16 protein-coding genes are annotated in these 14,844 nt (G+C 67.8%); 3 read left to right on the top strand and 13 right to left on the bottom strand.

Features of this window, described 5'->3' with window-relative positions:
- Positions 1–133: 133 nt before the first annotated feature.
- The 11 genes from ACN22W_RS11170 to ACN22W_RS11220 all read right to left on the bottom strand — a co-directional run bounded on the left by ACN22W_RS11170 (position 134) and on the right by ACN22W_RS11220 (position 10,847).
- A complete protein-coding gene (locus ACN22W_RS11170; RefSeq protein WP_419684258.1) occupies positions 134–2,095 on the bottom strand; it encodes a relaxase/mobilization nuclease domain-containing protein in 1,962 nt (653 codons plus the stop codon).
- A complete protein-coding gene (locus ACN22W_RS11175; protein ID WP_419684260.1) occupies positions 2,092–2,547 on the bottom strand; it encodes a hypothetical protein in 456 nt (151 codons plus the stop codon). Before ACN22W_RS11175 ends, ACN22W_RS11170 begins: the two co-directional genes overlap by 4 nt.
- The gene (locus ACN22W_RS11180) at positions 2,544–3,131 is read right to left on the bottom strand and encodes a S26 family signal peptidase (protein ID WP_419684262.1); all 588 of its coding nucleotides are present in this window, start codon (positions 3,129–3,131) and stop codon (positions 2,544–2,546) included. Before ACN22W_RS11180 ends, ACN22W_RS11175 begins: the two co-directional genes overlap by 4 nt.
- Entirely contained in the window at positions 3,128–3,661 is a 534-nt protein-coding gene (locus ACN22W_RS11185) for a DUF2840 domain-containing protein (RefSeq protein WP_419684264.1), read from the bottom strand. Before ACN22W_RS11185 ends, ACN22W_RS11180 begins: the two co-directional genes overlap by 4 nt.
- A complete protein-coding gene (locus tag ACN22W_RS11190) occupies positions 3,658–3,921 on the bottom strand; it encodes a chromosome partitioning protein ParB (protein WP_419684266.1) in 264 nt (87 codons plus the stop codon). The genes ACN22W_RS11185 and ACN22W_RS11190 overlap by 4 nt, the downstream gene beginning before the upstream one ends.
- Positions 3,918–4,556, bottom strand: coding sequence for a ParA family partition ATPase (parA, locus tag ACN22W_RS11195; RefSeq protein ID WP_419684268.1), 639 nt, complete (start codon positions 4,554–4,556; stop codon positions 3,918–3,920). Before parA ends, ACN22W_RS11190 begins: the two co-directional genes overlap by 4 nt.
- Positions 4,557–5,158: 602 nt before the next feature.
- The gene (guaA, locus tag ACN22W_RS11200) at positions 5,159–6,778 is read right to left on the bottom strand and encodes a glutamine-hydrolyzing GMP synthase (RefSeq protein WP_193098616.1); all 1,620 of its coding nucleotides are present in this window, start codon (positions 6,776–6,778) and stop codon (positions 5,159–5,161) included.
- A gap of 107 nt (positions 6,779–6,885) precedes the next feature.
- A complete protein-coding gene (locus tag ACN22W_RS11205) occupies positions 6,886–7,488 on the bottom strand; it encodes a hypothetical protein (protein WP_419684270.1) in 603 nt (200 codons plus the stop codon).
- Positions 7,489–7,494: 6 nt separating this feature from the next.
- Entirely contained in the window at positions 7,495–8,955 is a 1,461-nt protein-coding gene (gene guaB / locus ACN22W_RS11210; RefSeq protein ID WP_048248592.1) for an IMP dehydrogenase, read from the bottom strand.
- A gap of 290 nt (positions 8,956–9,245) precedes the next feature.
- A complete protein-coding gene (locus ACN22W_RS11215; RefSeq protein ID WP_419684273.1) occupies positions 9,246–10,052 on the bottom strand; it encodes a DUF2182 domain-containing protein in 807 nt (268 codons plus the stop codon).
- Positions 10,053–10,082: 30 nt separating this feature from the next.
- Entirely contained in the window at positions 10,083–10,847 is a 765-nt protein-coding gene (locus tag ACN22W_RS11220) for a DUF899 domain-containing protein (protein WP_419684275.1), read from the bottom strand.
- Positions 10,848–10,961: 114 nt separating this feature from the next.
- Between ACN22W_RS11220 and ACN22W_RS11225 the strand changes: the two genes are divergently transcribed.
- The 3 genes from ACN22W_RS11225 (at position 10,962) to ACN22W_RS11235 (ending at position 14,000) form a co-directional block, all read left to right on the top strand.
- Complete coding sequence (locus ACN22W_RS11225; RefSeq protein WP_419684277.1) at positions 10,962–12,182, top strand: helix-turn-helix domain-containing protein; 1,221 nt, start codon at positions 10,962–10,964, stop codon at positions 12,180–12,182.
- Between the two features lie 31 nt (positions 12,183–12,213).
- Complete coding sequence (locus ACN22W_RS11230; RefSeq protein ID WP_419684279.1) at positions 12,214–12,906, top strand: glutamine cyclotransferase; 693 nt, start codon at positions 12,214–12,216, stop codon at positions 12,904–12,906.
- A gap of 110 nt (positions 12,907–13,016) precedes the next feature.
- Positions 13,017–14,000 carry a DMT family transporter gene (locus ACN22W_RS11235; protein WP_419684281.1) on the top strand — a complete coding sequence of 328 codons (984 nt, stop codon included), beginning with the start codon at positions 13,017–13,019 and terminating at the stop codon, positions 13,998–14,000.
- Between the two features lie 54 nt (positions 14,001–14,054).
- Here the strand turns inward: ACN22W_RS11235 and ACN22W_RS11240 are convergent, their stop codons facing one another.
- Together ACN22W_RS11240 and ACN22W_RS11245 are read right to left on the bottom strand one after the other, a co-directional pair.
- A complete protein-coding gene (locus tag ACN22W_RS11240) occupies positions 14,055–14,378 on the bottom strand; it encodes an RnfH family protein (protein ID WP_419684283.1) in 324 nt (107 codons plus the stop codon).
- Between the two features lie 4 nt (positions 14,379–14,382).
- The gene (locus ACN22W_RS11245) at positions 14,383–14,820 is read right to left on the bottom strand and encodes a type II toxin-antitoxin system RatA family toxin (protein WP_129512416.1); all 438 of its coding nucleotides are present in this window, start codon (positions 14,818–14,820) and stop codon (positions 14,383–14,385) included.
- Positions 14,821–14,844: the final 24 nt, after the last annotated feature.

A 14,844-nucleotide genomic window follows, 5' to 3' on the forward strand; every position in this document is an offset into this window, starting at 1 on the left:
GGCGCGAGGTGAGATGTCGGCGAAATAGGCTAGCAGCGCTAGATACCCTGCGCATCCATCGTCCCCTCAGAGACGTACTTCAACTAGCTCTATTCGCCTGGGCCAATTGACCGCAGACTTGACTACGTGTCGGTTAACCAATTGATGGGCCGCGCTGTCGTCCGACCTCCCAGGAAACGTTACCCCCGCGCACCGTCGCTGCGAGCTGCTGCCCCAGCCGCTGTTCGATTACCGGTTTCCACGGCACCAGCGAGAAACCCATGCCGTCATCGAGCATGGCATAGCGCCCGCTGGCGAGCATGACACTACGCCGGTAGATGCCGGCCACACGCTGCCCGTCGGCTACCGGCCGATGCTCCAAGCCGGTTTCCGCGGCAATATCCTTCGCGGCCTGCGCCAGCTCGCGCCCGCGCTGCGTCGCCAGCAGATTGCGCGCGAGGACGACGCGCTGCCCGCGCTGCTCGGCCAATCCCTGTTCGACGAGGAAGTCGGCACGCTGGCGTAGCGCATCCTTGACCTCGGCCCCGAAGCCCAGGTCGCCCAGCCCCTTGCCGCCGCCGATCAACTGCTGATCGAGCCAGGTGGCCCCGATCACGCGCGCCTGCCGCTCAATCGGCAAGTGCGATTTCAGTTCCACCGCCACGCCGCCGCCGAGACGCTGCGCGTCGTACTGGCGGCCCCGTTCGGCCAGGTCGCTGGGGATGCGCCAGACGCCTTCGGCCTCGCGCTCCACGATGTCGGCCCGGCGCAGGGCTTCGAGCCGGCGAACATGGGCAGCCACCACCTCGCGCGGGTCGCGGTCGGGCGTGGCCTGACCTTGGGCGAGCGCCAAGTGATGATCGGTGCGGTACACGCCATCGACGGCCAGCGCGGCGATGTTGCGATCAGCGGCGCGCACGTCAGCCGCGCCTTTCACCTCCACCACGGCGCTGGTCGGGTACTGCTCCAGCTCCGACCGCGGCGGCAGCGCGACGTAGTGCGCCTTGCCGTCGGTGCCATCAACGATCAGATAGCCCTTGTCGTACAGCTCGTCGGCCAGCCCCTTGCCGGCCACCCGGCCGATCAGCGTGTGGCCGTCGTTGCCCGGCTCGAACACGGCCAGCTCGCGGGACTGACCGCTCATCGCCCGCTGCATGGTGCGGATGATGTCGCCGCGTTCGCCCATCGCCCGTAACGTCGGCTCGGCCTCGGCATGAACGGCCCACGCGCCGGGCTGCGGCTCAGTCGCCAGGCCCATGCGCTGCAAGTGTTGCAGGCGACCGATCAGCGCCTGCCGCTGGCGTTGCAATCGGGGTTCGGCGAAGTGTTCGACGCGCACCAAGCCGTCGTCGCCGGCCTCGCGCTGCAAGCTGCGATCCAGCCCCGTCCACCGTTCTTGCTCCACCTCGCGCAACATGGCGCGCTGTATCTCCAGCTCGGTGCGCGGCCCGAGCCATTCCGTTGCCAGCTCCGACGCCCGCCGACGCATCCCCTCGGCGATGTACTCGCGGGAAATGATGAGGTCTTTGCCGGTGTCGTCCTTGCCGCGCAGGACGACGTGCGTGTGCGGGTTGTCCGTGTTCCAGTGATCGACGGCCACCCACTCCAGCCGCGTGCCCAGGTCGGCCTCCATGCGAGCCATCAGGTGCCGCGTGTAGGTGCGCAGATCGTCGAGCTGTTCGGCATCCTCCGGCGAGACGATGAACCGGAACTGGTGGCGGTCCCCTTCGCCGTGCTCCTTGAACGCTTCAATTTCGGCATCGTCGGTCGTCGGCCCGTAGGCGTGACCCGGCCCGCCGTGGCGATCGACACCTTCGCGCTCGATGTAGCGCAGGTGCGCGGCAGTCGAGCGCGGCCCGGCCTTCGCCAGATTCACCAGACGGGCCTTGATCGTCACGCGCCGCGCATTCGCCCTTAGTCCCTGCCCTGCGAAGCGCGCCGCAACGTGGCCGCGCCCTAATCGGGAACCGGGCCGCTGACCGACCCTGCCGGCTGTCTTGCCAAGTTTCGCCCCGGCCTTATTGGCCTGCCGCAGCATCTTGTTGATGTAGGCATCGCCGCGCTGTTTCGGCGCATCGGGGCGAACGCGGAAACGGTCGTCGTCGCGGTTGCTCATGGGGCGGCTCCATCCAAAACCAGAGCAGTCCAGCGGACGAAGCACGCGACTTCGCCAATGCCGATGCGGTATTGCGCACCTTCGCGGCACGCTGCCGCCACCTGGCGCGTGCCGCGCCATCCCCACGTGCAGGCAGGATTTTCAAGCGGCCATGTGCCGCGAGCTTTTATCTTGCCTTCCGCCTTTGCCCTGCGCTGACGCTCCGGGCATCGGCGGCCCGTCGGCGCTGCGCTGTTCGCAGCCAGCGAGCCGGAGAACGCAGCCATGGCCCTCGGCCGGGCGCGTTCAAGGCAAGATGCCTGCACGGAAGAAAGCGTGGCCGGATGTTGCGCGACGTGCAGCGCGGATGCGCTCGCATGGCATGCGCGACGACACGGCGGCGGCCGGCAGAACGATACGCCGGGTGGCACGATCGAATGCGTAACACTGTGCAGCGAATCGGCGACCATCATCGGCGCGTCTCCAGCCAGACCGGGTGCGCAACACCAATCACGGCCGATGCGTTGACCGGGCCGAAATACCGGCTGTCGAACGACGCCGGATTGGTCACGCTCAACAGGAACAACTCGCCTGGTTCGAGGCGGCGGCACTGCGGCCACGATGGCAGCGGACGGCCCAGCCGGTCGACACGCAGCACGGTGGCCGACGGCAGGCCGTCGATGTGGACGATGCCGCCCGCGATGCACACCTTCTGCGGCGCGACGGCACCGATGCGCTTGAGCAACGGCACACGCATCGGCAGGTAGCCGCGCTGCGCAGCAAGCACGGCTGCTTTGGCCGGCAGCGGAACGAGCACGATGCTGTCCACGGACAACGGACGTGGCAGCGAGTCGGCCCGATGGTCGAGCGGGTCGATGCGATACCAGCCGACCGCCACACTATCGGACGGGTTGTAGGTCAGGCGCGGCAGTGGCGACACGAAGGACGCCCAGGCCAGCGCAGCGAAGCCGCAGGCGGCCAGTGTCGCCACGACGATGCGAGCGCGCTGGCGCGAGCGAGGAAGCAGCGCAGTACCGGATCGGGAAACGGTCGTCATGACAATGCCCTCCCGGCCCGCCAGGCGGCGTGCCGCGCGGCGGTGTACGCGGGCAATGGCAAGCGTGCAGCGAGCCGGTTGCCGAGCGTGCGCCAGTACGCCGGTGATACGTCGGCGGGCGCGATCCCTTGCGCTTCGATGGCATCGAGCTGCGCCAGCACGGCGCGCACGGCACGTTCGCCTTCTGCATGCAGCAGCAGGCGTGCGCCCGGCAGCACACCAGGGATGCGCTGTGCCGCGTCCAGCGGCGTGCAAGTCTGCATCACCATGAGCTGCCAGCGGATCGTGCCGTAGTCATTGCTGTGCCAGCGAATGCGACAGAGAACAGCACCCGGCAAGAACACCGCGACGCGGCGCCAGCGATCGAGCCGGACGATGCGTGCCGGCTCACCAAAGCGTAGGTAGATGTCGATGCGCTGCTCGATGTAGGCGAGCGAAACGTGGGTCAGCAGTGCAATGCCGGTTTGACCGGCGAGCACTGCTGGCGACGGTGGCGGCACAGCCGTGACCACCAACGTGGATGCGTTCATAAGGGGTTCTCCGAACGTTTGTCGGGAAACTCGCGTTCCAGCAGCGCGCGCAGCAGTTCAGCGACAGTCACGCCTTGCGTAAACGCCGACACCTTGATGCGCGCCCGCATAGCGGGCGTGATGTCGAGGGTCAGGCGTGCGGTATAGAGGTCGCCCTTGTTGAGCGCGTCGGCATCGCCTTGGCGAATCCACGCCTCGGCATATGGATTCGCCGGTGGACGTGCGCCGATACCAACGCGCTTTCCGTTGCGCTGACTCATGTCGTCCACCGCAGCAGTTCGTCGGTCAGCGCGGCAATCTCGCGTGCGGCGGCGCTGTTCGGTGCCGCCTCGCGTGCAAGCCGGCCAGCGGCCACGCTGTCGGCGAACACGATGCGCTGATGCACTTCCGCACGCAGCGCCGGCAGCGGCTGGTCGGCCAGCGCGCCGCGCGCTTCACGGCCGATGACGGTGGTGCTGACGCGCCGGTTGACGATGAAGGCCGCGCGCAGCGCAGGCCGGAACACCTGCGCTTCGCGGATCAGTGCCACCATCTCCGCAGACGCCCACAAGTCGTAGGGGCTGGGCTGCACCGGAATCAGCACGCGTTCGGCCGCCAGCAGTGCGGAGCGCGCCAGGGCGGCGATGCGCGGTGGACCGTCGATGACGAGGTGATCGGCGCGGCGGGCCAGCTCCGGCGCTTCCTGGTGCAGAGTCTCGCGGGCGAGGCCCACAGCACTGAACAAGCGCGGCAAACCCTGCTGTGCACGTCGCTGCGTCCAGTCCAGCGCCGAGCCTTGCGGGTCAGCATCCAGCAGGATGACGTGCGAGCCGCGCATCGCCAGCTCGCCGGCGATGTGGGTGGCGAGCGTGGTCTTGCCGACACCGCCTTTCTGGTTGAGCAGTGCAACGATCACGGCGCGGCCCTCCGTGCTGGAAAGCCGGGCTTTTGCTGCTGCATGTGGTGCCGTTTGGCGGTTGTCCACCGGAACGGCGTGCTCTTACTACCAGTTAGAGCTTTTAAGTTAGATAAGTTAGAGAGCGCCGAAACCCGCGCCGTTATTGGCTTTGCGAGGATTTCGCACGCCTGATAGCACGATAGCGACACGCCTGATAGCACGATACCGTCACATACATTCCATCTCGGTCAGAAGCCTTATAAATCTTGGACTTAGGCTTCAGGTTACGCAGCGCAGTGTCAGTAAGCATCGAGGTTTCCTCCGGCTTTTGACGGCTTTACCGTCAGGTTTTACCGTCAGGGACCTGGAGACCTGCTGATGCCCGGAAAGCCGTATGAAACAAGCATTCCCGAAAAGATTTTTACCGTCAAAGACGGTAAAAGTCTGAGTAGTGAACGAGAGTGTCTTAATTCGGCCTCGATTTTTACCGTCAGCTCTACCGTCAACTTTTTCTGCTGGTCGGCGATAGCCACCGATAGGTGCCGTGGCGTATTTTCTTGATAATCAACACGTTACGGCCGTTTTTCGATAGCTTTCGATAGTCCTCGAAGGACGTCAATTCACTCCCACTCGATCGTCGCCGGCGGCTTGCCCGAGATGTCGTACACGACCCGGTTGATCCCGCGCACCTCGTTGATGATCCGGTTCGATGCGCGGCCGAGCAGCGCGTACGGCAGGTGCGCCCAGTGTGCGGTCATGAAGTCGGTCGTCTGCACCGCGCGCAGCGACGTCACGTAGTCGTACGTGCGGCCATCGCCCATCACACCGACCGACTTCACCGGCAGGAACACCGCGAACGCCTGGCTCGTCAGGTCGTACCAGCTCTTGCCGACATCGGCGTCGCCGCACAGGCCGGCAGCCGCATCCTGCGCGGTCGCGGTCGTGTTGCGCAGCTCTTCGATGAAGATCGCATCCGCGCGGCGCAGCAGGTCTGCAAACTCGCGCTTCACTTCGCCGAGGATCCGCACGCCGAGGCCCGGGCCCGGGAACGGATGGCGGTACACCATCTCAGGCGGCAGGCCGAGCGCCACGCCCAGCTCGCGCACTTCGTCCTTGAACAGGTCGCGCAGCGGCTCGAGCAGCTTCAGACCGAGCGTTTCCGGCAGGCCGCCGACGTTGTGGTGACTCTTGATCGTCGTCGCCTTCTTCGTCTTCGTGCCACCCGATTCGACCACGTCCGGATAGATCGTGCCCTGCGCGAGCCACTTCGCCTTCGACAGCTTCTTCGCCTCGGCCTGGAACACCTCGACGAACTCGCGGCCGATGATCTTGCGCTTCGCTTCCGGATCGGTCACCCCGGCCAGGTGGCCGAGGAACTGGTCGGCCGCGTCAACGTGCACGACCTTCGCATGCAGACGGCCCTCGAACATGTCGAGCACCATCTTGCCTTCGTTCAGGCGCAGCAGGCCGTGGTCGACGAACACGCAGGTCAGCTGGTCGCCGATCGCGCGATGGATCAGCGCGGCCGCGACGCTCGAATCGACGCCGCCGGACAGGCCGAGAATCACTTCCTCGTCGCCCACCTGCTCGCGAATCTTCGCGACGGCTTCCTCGATATGGTTGCTCATGATCCAGTCGGGCTTCGCGCCGGCGATCTGCAGCACGAAACGTTCGATGATCTGGCGACCCTTCACCGTGTGCGTGACTTCCGGGTGGAACTGCACCGCGTAGTAGCCGCGCGCTTCGTCGGCCATGCCGGCGATCGGGCAGCTCGGCGTCGACGCCATCAGCTGGAAGCCCGACGGCAGCTCGGCAACCTTGTCGCCGTGGCTCATCCAGACCTTCAGCATCCCGTGGCCTTCGGCCGTCGTGAAATCCTCGATGCCGTCGAGCAGGCGCGTATGGCCGTGCGCACGCATTTCCGCATAGCCGAATTCGCGATGGTCGCTCCACTCGACCTTGCCGCCGAGCTGCACGGCCATCGTCTGCATGCCGTAGCAGATGCCGAGCACCGGCACGCCGAGATCCCATACGGCCTGCGGCGCGCGCAGCTGATGGTCTTCGTACGTGCTCGCGTGGCTGCCCGACAGGATCACCGCCTTCGGCGCGAACTCGCGGACGAAGTCGTCGGACACATCGTTCGGATGGATTTCGCAGTAGACGTGTGCTTCACGCACGCGTCGCGCAATCAGTTGGGTGACTTGCGAACCGAAGTCGAGAATCAGGATTTTGTCGTGCATGGCTGCGGACGGGATGAAGAGAAAAAGAAAAGCAGCGCATCGAGCGCTGCGTCAATAGCATGGACAGCGGCGTCGGGCGGCAGGCAGCACGCGCGACGCATGGCCGGTCAGTCCCGCATCGGCGGGCGTTCGTCGAGTGCGACGGTGCCCGAGCCTGACGATGGACTGGATGCGGCCGATGACGGTGCGGGCGCCGCGGGACGGCTGACGACGGGTTCGACACGCTGCGATGCGGGCGAGGACGCCGGCGCCACCGTCGGTTCAACCGGGCGCTGCTCCGGCGCGCGCGCCTCGAGCGCCTGCGCTTTCTCACGCCGGCGCACGGCCGATGCGAGCCGCACGCCGCCGAGGCCGAGCACGATCAGCGCGACACCGGCCACGGCCGACAGTACCCTGCCGGCCGCCGCGAGCGCGGGACCGCTGCCGGTGCCGATCGACCAGACGATCGTGAGCACGCCGGTCAGCCAGTACACGTGGCCGACCGAGCGCGCGACGGGTGCCGTGAGGTCGCCGTTGAACGCCGCATGAAACGCGAGCCACGCGAGCCCGAGCAACGCGATGCCGAACGCCTGGCCGAGCATTGCCGGCTGGATGTTCGCCAGCTGCAGCGCGCTGAAGAGCGACTGCCAGGGCGTCAGCACGAACAGCACGCCGAACGCCAGCAGCAGTACGGCATCGATGATCAGCACGGCTCGCAGCAGCGGTTTCATCGGCGATCAGTCCACGTGGTAGTTCGGCGCTTCCTTCGTGATCTGCACGTCGTGCACGTGCGACTCGCGCATGCCCGCCGCGGTGATCTGGACGAATTCGGCCTTGTCGTGCAGCTCGTCGATCGAACGGCAACCGCAGTAGCCCATGCTGGCGCGCACACCGCCGACCAGCTGGAACAGGATCGCGTTGACCGAACCCTTGTAGGCGACGCGGCCTTCGATGCCTTCCGGCACGAGCTTGTCGATGTTCGCCGAGTTGTCCTGGAAGTAGCGGTCCGCCGCGCCGTCCTTCATCGCACCGACCGAACCCATGCCGCGGTACGACTTGTACTGGCGGCCCTGGTACAGGAACACGTCGCCCGGCGCCTCTTCGGTACCCGCGAACATGCTGCCCATCATCACCGCGTTCGCGCCGGCCGCGAGGGCCTTCGACACGTCGCCCGAGAAGCGCACGCCGCCGTCGGCGATGCACGGCACGCCCGTGCCCTTCAGTGCGTCCGCGACATTCGCGATCGCGCTGATCTGCGGCACGCCGACACCCGCGACGATCCGCGTCGTGCAGATCGAGCCCGGGCCGATACCGACCTTGACCGCGTCCGCGCCGTATTCGACGAGCGCCTTCGCGGCGGCGGCCGTCGCGATGTTGCCGCCGATCACTTCGACGTGCGGGAAGTTCTGCTTGACCCAGCGGACGCGCTCGAGCACGCCCTTGCTGTGACCGTGCGCGGTATCGACGACGATCACGTCGACGCCGGCTTGCACGAGCAGTTCGACGCGCTCTTCGTTGTCGGCACCGACGCCGACCGCGGCGCCTGCGCGCAGCTTGCCGTGTTCGTCCTTGCACGCGTCCGGGTGCTCGGTCTGCTTCGTGATGTCCTTGACGGTCATCAGGCCGCGCAGTTCGAACGCGTCGTTGACGACCAGCACGCGCTCGAGGCGGTGGCTGTGCATCAGCGCCTTCGCTTCGGCGAGCGGCGTGCCTTCCTTGACCGTGACGAGACGCTCGCGCGGCGTCATGATCGACTTGACCGGCTCATCGAGGCGCGTTTCGAAACGCAGGTCGCGGTTCGTGACGATGCCGACGAGCTGCGGGCCTTCGACGACCGGGAAACCCGAGATGCCATGCTGGCGCGACAGCGCGATCACATCGCGCACCTTCATTTGCGGCGGCACCGTGATCGGATCGCGGACGACGCCCGATTCGAAACGCTTGACCTTCGCGACCTCGCGGGCCTGTTCGGCCGGCGTGAGGTTCTTGTGGACGATACCGACACCACCCTGCTGCGCCATCGCGATCGCGAGGCGACCTTCGGTGACCGTATCCATGGCGGCGGACACGAGCGGCATGTTCAGGGAGATGTTGCGGGTCAGCTTGGTCTTGAGGCTGGTGTCGCGCGGCAGAACGTCGGAGAAGGCGGGAACGAGGAGCACGTCATCGAAAGTGAGTGCTTTTTGGATCAGACGCATGGCAAATCCTATGGGCGCAAAAGCGAATTATACGCGAAGCGCTGCGAATTTTCACAACACGAACAACGGCTTAGCCGTTTCCAGGCGTTCGGGGGCCGAATCGTTCGGATCGCCGTTCGGTTCGTTTTCGATCGCCTTTCGTTTCACCGCCGCATCGAGCCATTCGCGCAAGCGGCCGCGCCACGGCACGCGTGGCTGTCGCGGCCGGGCCACACCGTGGTGACGGCCGCCGGCGCACGCGGGCCGGCAACGCACCACAGCGGCCCGCCATGCGGCTCGCTTCCCCGGTCTTACAGCAGCCCGGCCGCGCGCGCGATCATCGCGATACCGCCCCCGATCGCGACGCCGCCGACGATCCGCGCCACACGCCCGCCGGCCGGCGCGAGGCGCTCGGCGGCGATCGCGACCGTCACCGCGGCCATCACGCGCAGATCCATCACGCCGGCCGCCAGCGCGACCGTCATCAGGTTCCCGCAACAGGCGCTGCAACGCATGGCCGCTCGCACGCCGTGCCGCCATGCGGCGCCCGTATCCACGCGTGGCACGCACGCGTGCGGCGCCGCGTGCCGACAGCAAGCCAGCCGCCGCGCCTTCCACGCCGAGAACTGCAGCACGCCCGCGCCGGACACGACCGCGCCGGCCGCGAACGGCATCATGCGGGCCAGTGCCGGCAGCCGCGCCGCGGCAGCCGCCAGCGCGCCGCCGGCCGGGAACGCAAGCGCGCCGAACGCCATCCATACCGCGAAATACCCGGCGCCCGCGACGACGACGAGCCAGGTCAAACGCGTCGCTGCCAGCGGACCGACGTGCTGCCGGTACTGCCAGAGCGTCGGCGCGAGCACGGGCAGCATCATCGTCACCGTCATCGTGCCCCACATGCCGGCGAATGCCGCGAACGCGCGGCCGGCGCCCCAGCCGCACGGCCGCAGCCAGGTCGCCGAGATCATCCAGCCGCCGGGCATCGGTTCGCCGCCCATCGCGGCCATCGACGCGTGCTGCGCCAGCGTCGCCGTCGCGGCAACGGCGAACACGGCCACGAGCGCCACCGCGAACATCCGCGAATCGGGGCCCGTATCTCCAGTTGCCGGCCGTGTCATCGCACGCTCCCGTCCGTCGCCGGCACGCGCTCAGCCGCGCGCGTACTCGTCATGGCGGCGCCACCAGGCGCCCGCCTCGTTACGCCCGAGCGGCGCGCGATCGAGCCACTGGTACATCCCCCACAACCCGTCGAGCCCGCGCGCATAGGTCGAGTACGTGTGATAGACGACGCCATCCTCGCGCACGAACGCGCTCATCCCCGGCCGGTCGAGCGCATACGTGGCCGCGTCGGTGCCGCAGGTCGCCGCGAACTGCGCGACCACCGGCGGCGGCGGATCCATGTCCATCGCATGGCCCGACCGCGCATAGTTGTATTCGACGTCGCCCGTGCGCTGCTGCGTTTCGGTGAACGACACGTTGAAGTCGAAGTTGAAATCGCTGCCGACCGACGACGCCCACGGAAAGGTCCACCCCATCCGCTGCCGGTAGGCGAGCAGCTTCGCGAGCGGTGCGCGCGACACGGCCGTGAGCGTCACGTCGTGGTTCGCCAGGTGCACGGCAAAGCCGGCGAAGCCGTCGGCAAGCGCCGAGCACGACGGGCAGCCGGCCTTGTAGTCGGGGCCGAACATGAAGTGATAGACGAGCAGTTGCGAACGGCCGCGAAACAGGTCGTCGAGCGTCGCCTGCCCGTCTTCGGTGTCGAACCGGTAAGCCTTGTCGACACGCACCCATGGCAGTGCCTGGCGCCGCCGCGCGAGTTCGTCGCTTTGCCGCGTCAGCGCCTTTTCCGCGTCGAGCAGCGCCCTGCGCTCGGCCAGCCATTCGTTGCGTGTTCCGGTGAGATGGGTCGTCATTGCGGGTGCCTCCTTCCGTTGGGTATCCAGGCACGGCGTACGGGGCCGTGTGCGTGGTGCTAGATTAGTGCCGGGCATCGGACCGGAGGGAGTGACAAGTGTGTCGGGATTCGAATGGATTCGCTGATCACGGCAGCCGCGCGCGCGCTCGCGGCCGGTGACGCGCTCGGCGCGCTGAACCGCGTCGCGCTGCGCGACGATGCGCCGGCGCTCGCGCTGCGGGGCATCGCGATGGCGCAACTCGGCGATTTCGAACGCGCGCGCGTACTCGTGCGCAGTGCCGCGCGCGCGTTCGGCGCGAAGGAAGCCGTGGCGCGTGCGCGCTGCGTCGTCGCGGAAGCCGAGATCGCGCTTGCGTCGCGCGATCTCCGCTGGCCGACACGCGCGCTCGATGCCGCCTGCGCGACGCTCGACGCGCACGGCGACCATGCGAACGCCGCGCATGCCCGTTATCTCGGCGTGCGCCGGCTGCTGCTGATCGGTCATGTCGACGATGCCGAACAGATGCTCGCGAACCTCGATCCCGCGCCGCTGCCGGCCGCGTCGCGTACCGCCCACGAGCTGATCGCTGCCGGCATCGCGATGCGCCGCATCCGCACGCACGTGGCCCGCGCCGCGCTCGCCCGTGCGCGCGCGGCCGCCCGCGACGCCGGCATCGCCGCGCTGACGGCCGAGGTCGATACCGCGGCGCGCGTGCTCGACGCACCGGCCGCGCGACTCATCGCGCGCGGCACGTCGCGGCTCGTGCAGCTCGACGAAGTCGAAACGCTATTCGCGTCGAATGCGCTCGTCGTCGACGCGTGCCGCCACACGGTGCGCGACGCCCGCACGACCGTGTCGCTCGCGCGGCGCCCCGTGCTGTTCGTGCTCGCCCGCGCGCTCGGCGAGGCATGGCCGACCGACGTGTCGAGAAACACGCTCGTCGCCGCCGCGTTCCGCGCGAAACATGCGGACGAATCGCATCGTGCGCGCCTGCGCGTCGAGATCGGCCGGTTGCGCGCGGTACTGCGGCCGCTCGCAAATATCATCGCGACGCCGCGCGGCTTCGCGCTCGAACCGCTCGGCATGCGCGAGACCGTCGTCCTCGCACGCCCGGTCGACGATCGCCACGCGGCCGTGCTCGCGCTCCTCGCCGACGGCGAGGCGTGGTCGAGTTCCGCGCTGGCGCTCGCCCTCGGCGCGAGCCAGCGCACCGTGCAGCGCGCGCTCGACGCGCTCGCCGAAGCGGACAAGGTGCAGGCGCTCGGCCGCGGCCGAGCGCGCCGCTGGCTGACACCGCCACTGCCCGGATTCGCGACCACCTTGTTACTCCCGGCGCCGCTGCCGGGAGATTAGGATGACCTCACCGAACCACGAGGTGACGAACATGAAACGCTCCAGCGCAGACATCATTCGCGAATACGGCCCGTTTCCGGGCGTCGACGGCGTGCACGGCGTCACGTTCGACGGGCAGCACGTGTGGTACGCATCCGGCGACAAGCTGAATGCGCTCGATCCGGAACGCGGCACGACCGTCCGCTCGATCGACGTCGCCGCGCATGCGGGCACCGCGTTCGACGGCCGCCACCTGTTCCAGATCGTCGAGGACCGCATCGAGAAGATCGATCCCGAATCGGGCCGCGTACTCGCGACGATCCCGGCCCCTGGCGGCGGCGCCGACTCGGGGCTTGCATGGGCCGAAGGCACGCTGTGGGTCGGCCAGTACCGCGAACGCAAGATTCATCAGATCGATCCGGAATCGGGCGCCGTGCTGCGCACGATCGAATCGAACCGCTTCGTCACCGGCGTGACGTGGGTCGACGGCGAGCTGTGGCACGGCACCTGGGAAGCCGACCAGAGCGAGCCGCGGCACATCGATCCGCGCACGGGACAGGTGCTGGAACAGGTCGACATGCCGCCCGGCGTCGGCGTGTCGGGGCTCGAATCCGACGGCCGCGACCGTTTCTACTGCGGCGGCGGCAACAGCGGCAAGCTGCGCGCCGTGCGGCGGCCGGCGCACTCGCAGGCGCGCACGTCGGGCGACGGTGCCGCAGCGACGCCCGATCCGGCAGACGCCTGAGCCGCCGCCAGTCGCCGCGCCGCCGTGCGCGGAGTGCAGGATTGAACAAGACGCCGTCGGGACGGCGTCGCTAACATGCCCGCTCGTCAGTCATTTGTTCGGAGCGGTCGATGCAGCGCGGTGTGGTTTATGGTGTCCTGGCCGGTGCCATGTGGGGCATGGTGTTTCTCGTTCCGCGGCTGCTGACCGATTTTTCGCCGCTGCTGCTGAGCGCCGGCCGCTACACGATGTACGGCCTCGTCTCGCTCGCGGCCGCGCTGCCGGCCGTCCGCTCGCTGCTCGCGCGGCTGACGCGCGAGGATCTCGTCGCCCTCGTGAAGCTCGCCGTCGTCGGCAACGTCGCGTACTACATGCTGCTGTCCGGCGCCGTGCACCTGATCGGCATCGCGCCGAGCTCGCTGATCGTCGGCGTGCTGCCCGTCACCGTCACGCTCGCGGGCCTCGGCGACCACGGCGCCGTGCCGCTGCGGCGGCTCGCCGCGCCGCTCGGGCTGGTGATCGCGGGCATCGTCTGCATCAACGTCGACCTGTTCACGTCCGAGGCCGCGCACGCGACGACGCTCGGCCAGAAGCTCGCAGGGATCGCTTGCGCGGCGGGCGCGCTCGCGAGCTGGACCTGGTACGCGGTCGCGAACGCGCGCTACCTTCAGCGCCATCATCATTTCGGTGGCAACGAGTGGTCGGTGCTGTGGGGCGTCGTGACCGGCCTGATCGGCGGCCTCTGCTGGATCGCAATCCTCGCGCTGCCGGCCGGCACGGTGCAGGCGGCCGTCCCGGCATCGCGCTGGCAGCTGTTCTGGCTGCTGAACCTCGTGCTCGCGATCGGCGCGTCGTGGCTCGGTAACGGGCTATGGAATGCCGCGTCGAAGCGGCTGCCTCTCACGCTGTCGGGCCAGTTGATCGTGTTCGAAACCGTGTTCGCGATGCTTTACGCGTTCGTGTACGACCAGCGGATGCCGCACGCGCTCGAAATCGCCGCGCTCGTGCTGCTGCTCGCGGGCGTCTACGGGTCGGTGCGACAGCACGGCGACACGCCCGCCGGCGGCAATACGCCGGGCAGCGCATCGGCAAACGCAAACGCCGCGGCCCACTGAGCGCCGCGGCGTTTGATCAGACGAATAGGAACGAAAGGCGCGAAACCGGGCGCGTCAGCGCGCGTCCTTGTGCATCCACTTGCGCCCCTCGACGGAGCCGGCGCGGCGGGTTTTGTCGACGCGCCGCTGGCGCGCCAGTTTCGGATCGACGATCAGCGGGCGGTAGATCTCGACACGGTCGTGGTCGGCGAGCGGCGCATCGAGCGGTGCGAGCTTGCCGAACACGCCCGTCTTCGCGTGCGCGAGATCGATCTCCGGGTGCAGCGTGAGCACGCCGCTCGCGTCGATCGCCGAGCGCACGGTCGCCCCTTCGGGCAGCGACAGCGGAATCAGCGTCTGGCGGTCCGGCAGCGCATAACAGACTTCGATCGACAGCATCGCGTCACCCCTTCCCGTAGCGCTGGTCGGCGCGCTTCACGAACGAATCGACGAACGTGTTCGCGATGTGGCTGAACACGGGCCCGATGATCTTCTCGAGCAGAATGCTCGAAAACTCGTAATGCAGCGCGAATTCGATCTTGCACGCATCGGCGCGCAGCGCCGTGAAGCGCCACGTGCCCGTGAACTTCTTGAACGGACCGTCCGTGAACTCCATGTCGATCCGCGTCGGGCGCTCCTGCGTGTTGCGCGTCGCGAAATGCTGCTTGATGCCCTTGAAGTTGATGTCGATGCGCGCTTCCATCCCGCTGTCGTCCTGACGGCGAATCTCGACGCCGCCGCACCAGGGCAGGAAATTGGGGTAGTCGGCCACGTCGGTGACGAGGTCGAACATCTGTTCCGCCGAGTGACGGATCAATACGGTTTTCTGGACATCTGCCATAAATCGCGCGGCATCGCTGAAGGT

Source organism: Burkholderia theae (assembly GCF_048565265.1).
GTDB lineage: Bacteria > Pseudomonadota > Gammaproteobacteria > Burkholderiales > Burkholderiaceae > Burkholderia > Burkholderia theae.

Excerpts from the sequence above, each read along its gene's own strand:
- ACN22W_RS11170 (WP_419684258.1), bottom strand. The coding sequence starts at position 2,095 with ATGAGCAACCGCGACGACGACCGTTTCCGCGTTCGCCCCGATGCGCCG.
- ACN22W_RS11175 (WP_419684260.1), bottom strand. The coding sequence starts at position 2,547 with ATGATGGTCGCCGATTCGCTGCACAGTGTTACGCATTCGATCGTGCCA.
- ACN22W_RS11180 (WP_419684262.1), bottom strand. The coding sequence starts at position 3,131 with ATGACGACCGTTTCCCGATCCGGTACTGCGCTGCTTCCTCGCTCGCGC.
- ACN22W_RS11185 (WP_419684264.1), bottom strand. The coding sequence starts at position 3,661 with ATGAACGCATCCACGTTGGTGGTCACGGCTGTGCCGCCACCGTCGCCA.
- ACN22W_RS11190 (WP_419684266.1), bottom strand. The coding sequence starts at position 3,921 with ATGAGTCAGCGCAACGGAAAGCGCGTTGGTATCGGCGCACGTCCACCG.
- guaA (WP_193098616.1), bottom strand. The coding sequence starts at position 6,778 with ATGCACGACAAAATCCTGATTCTCGACTTCGGTTCGCAAGTCACCCAA.
- ACN22W_RS11205 (WP_419684270.1), bottom strand. The coding sequence starts at position 7,488 with ATGAAACCGCTGCTGCGAGCCGTGCTGATCATCGATGCCGTACTGCTG.
- guaB (WP_048248592.1), bottom strand. The coding sequence starts at position 8,955 with ATGCGTCTGATCCAAAAAGCACTCACTTTCGATGACGTGCTCCTCGTT.
- ACN22W_RS11215 (WP_419684273.1), bottom strand. The coding sequence starts at position 10,052 with ATGACACGGCCGGCAACTGGAGATACGGGCCCCGATTCGCGGATGTTC.
- ACN22W_RS11220 (WP_419684275.1), bottom strand. The coding sequence starts at position 10,847 with ATGACGACCCATCTCACCGGAACACGCAACGAATGGCTGGCCGAGCGC.
- ACN22W_RS11225 (WP_419684277.1), top strand. The coding sequence starts at position 10,962 with ATGGATTCGCTGATCACGGCAGCCGCGCGCGCGCTCGCGGCCGGTGAC.
- ACN22W_RS11230 (WP_419684279.1), top strand. The coding sequence starts at position 12,214 with ATGAAACGCTCCAGCGCAGACATCATTCGCGAATACGGCCCGTTTCCG.
- ACN22W_RS11235 (WP_419684281.1), top strand. The coding sequence starts at position 13,017 with ATGCAGCGCGGTGTGGTTTATGGTGTCCTGGCCGGTGCCATGTGGGGC.
- ACN22W_RS11240 (WP_419684283.1), bottom strand. The coding sequence starts at position 14,378 with ATGCTGTCGATCGAAGTCTGTTATGCGCTGCCGGACCGCCAGACGCTG.
- ACN22W_RS11245 (WP_129512416.1), bottom strand. The coding sequence starts at position 14,820 with ATGGCAGATGTCCAGAAAACCGTATTGATCCGTCACTCGGCGGAACAG.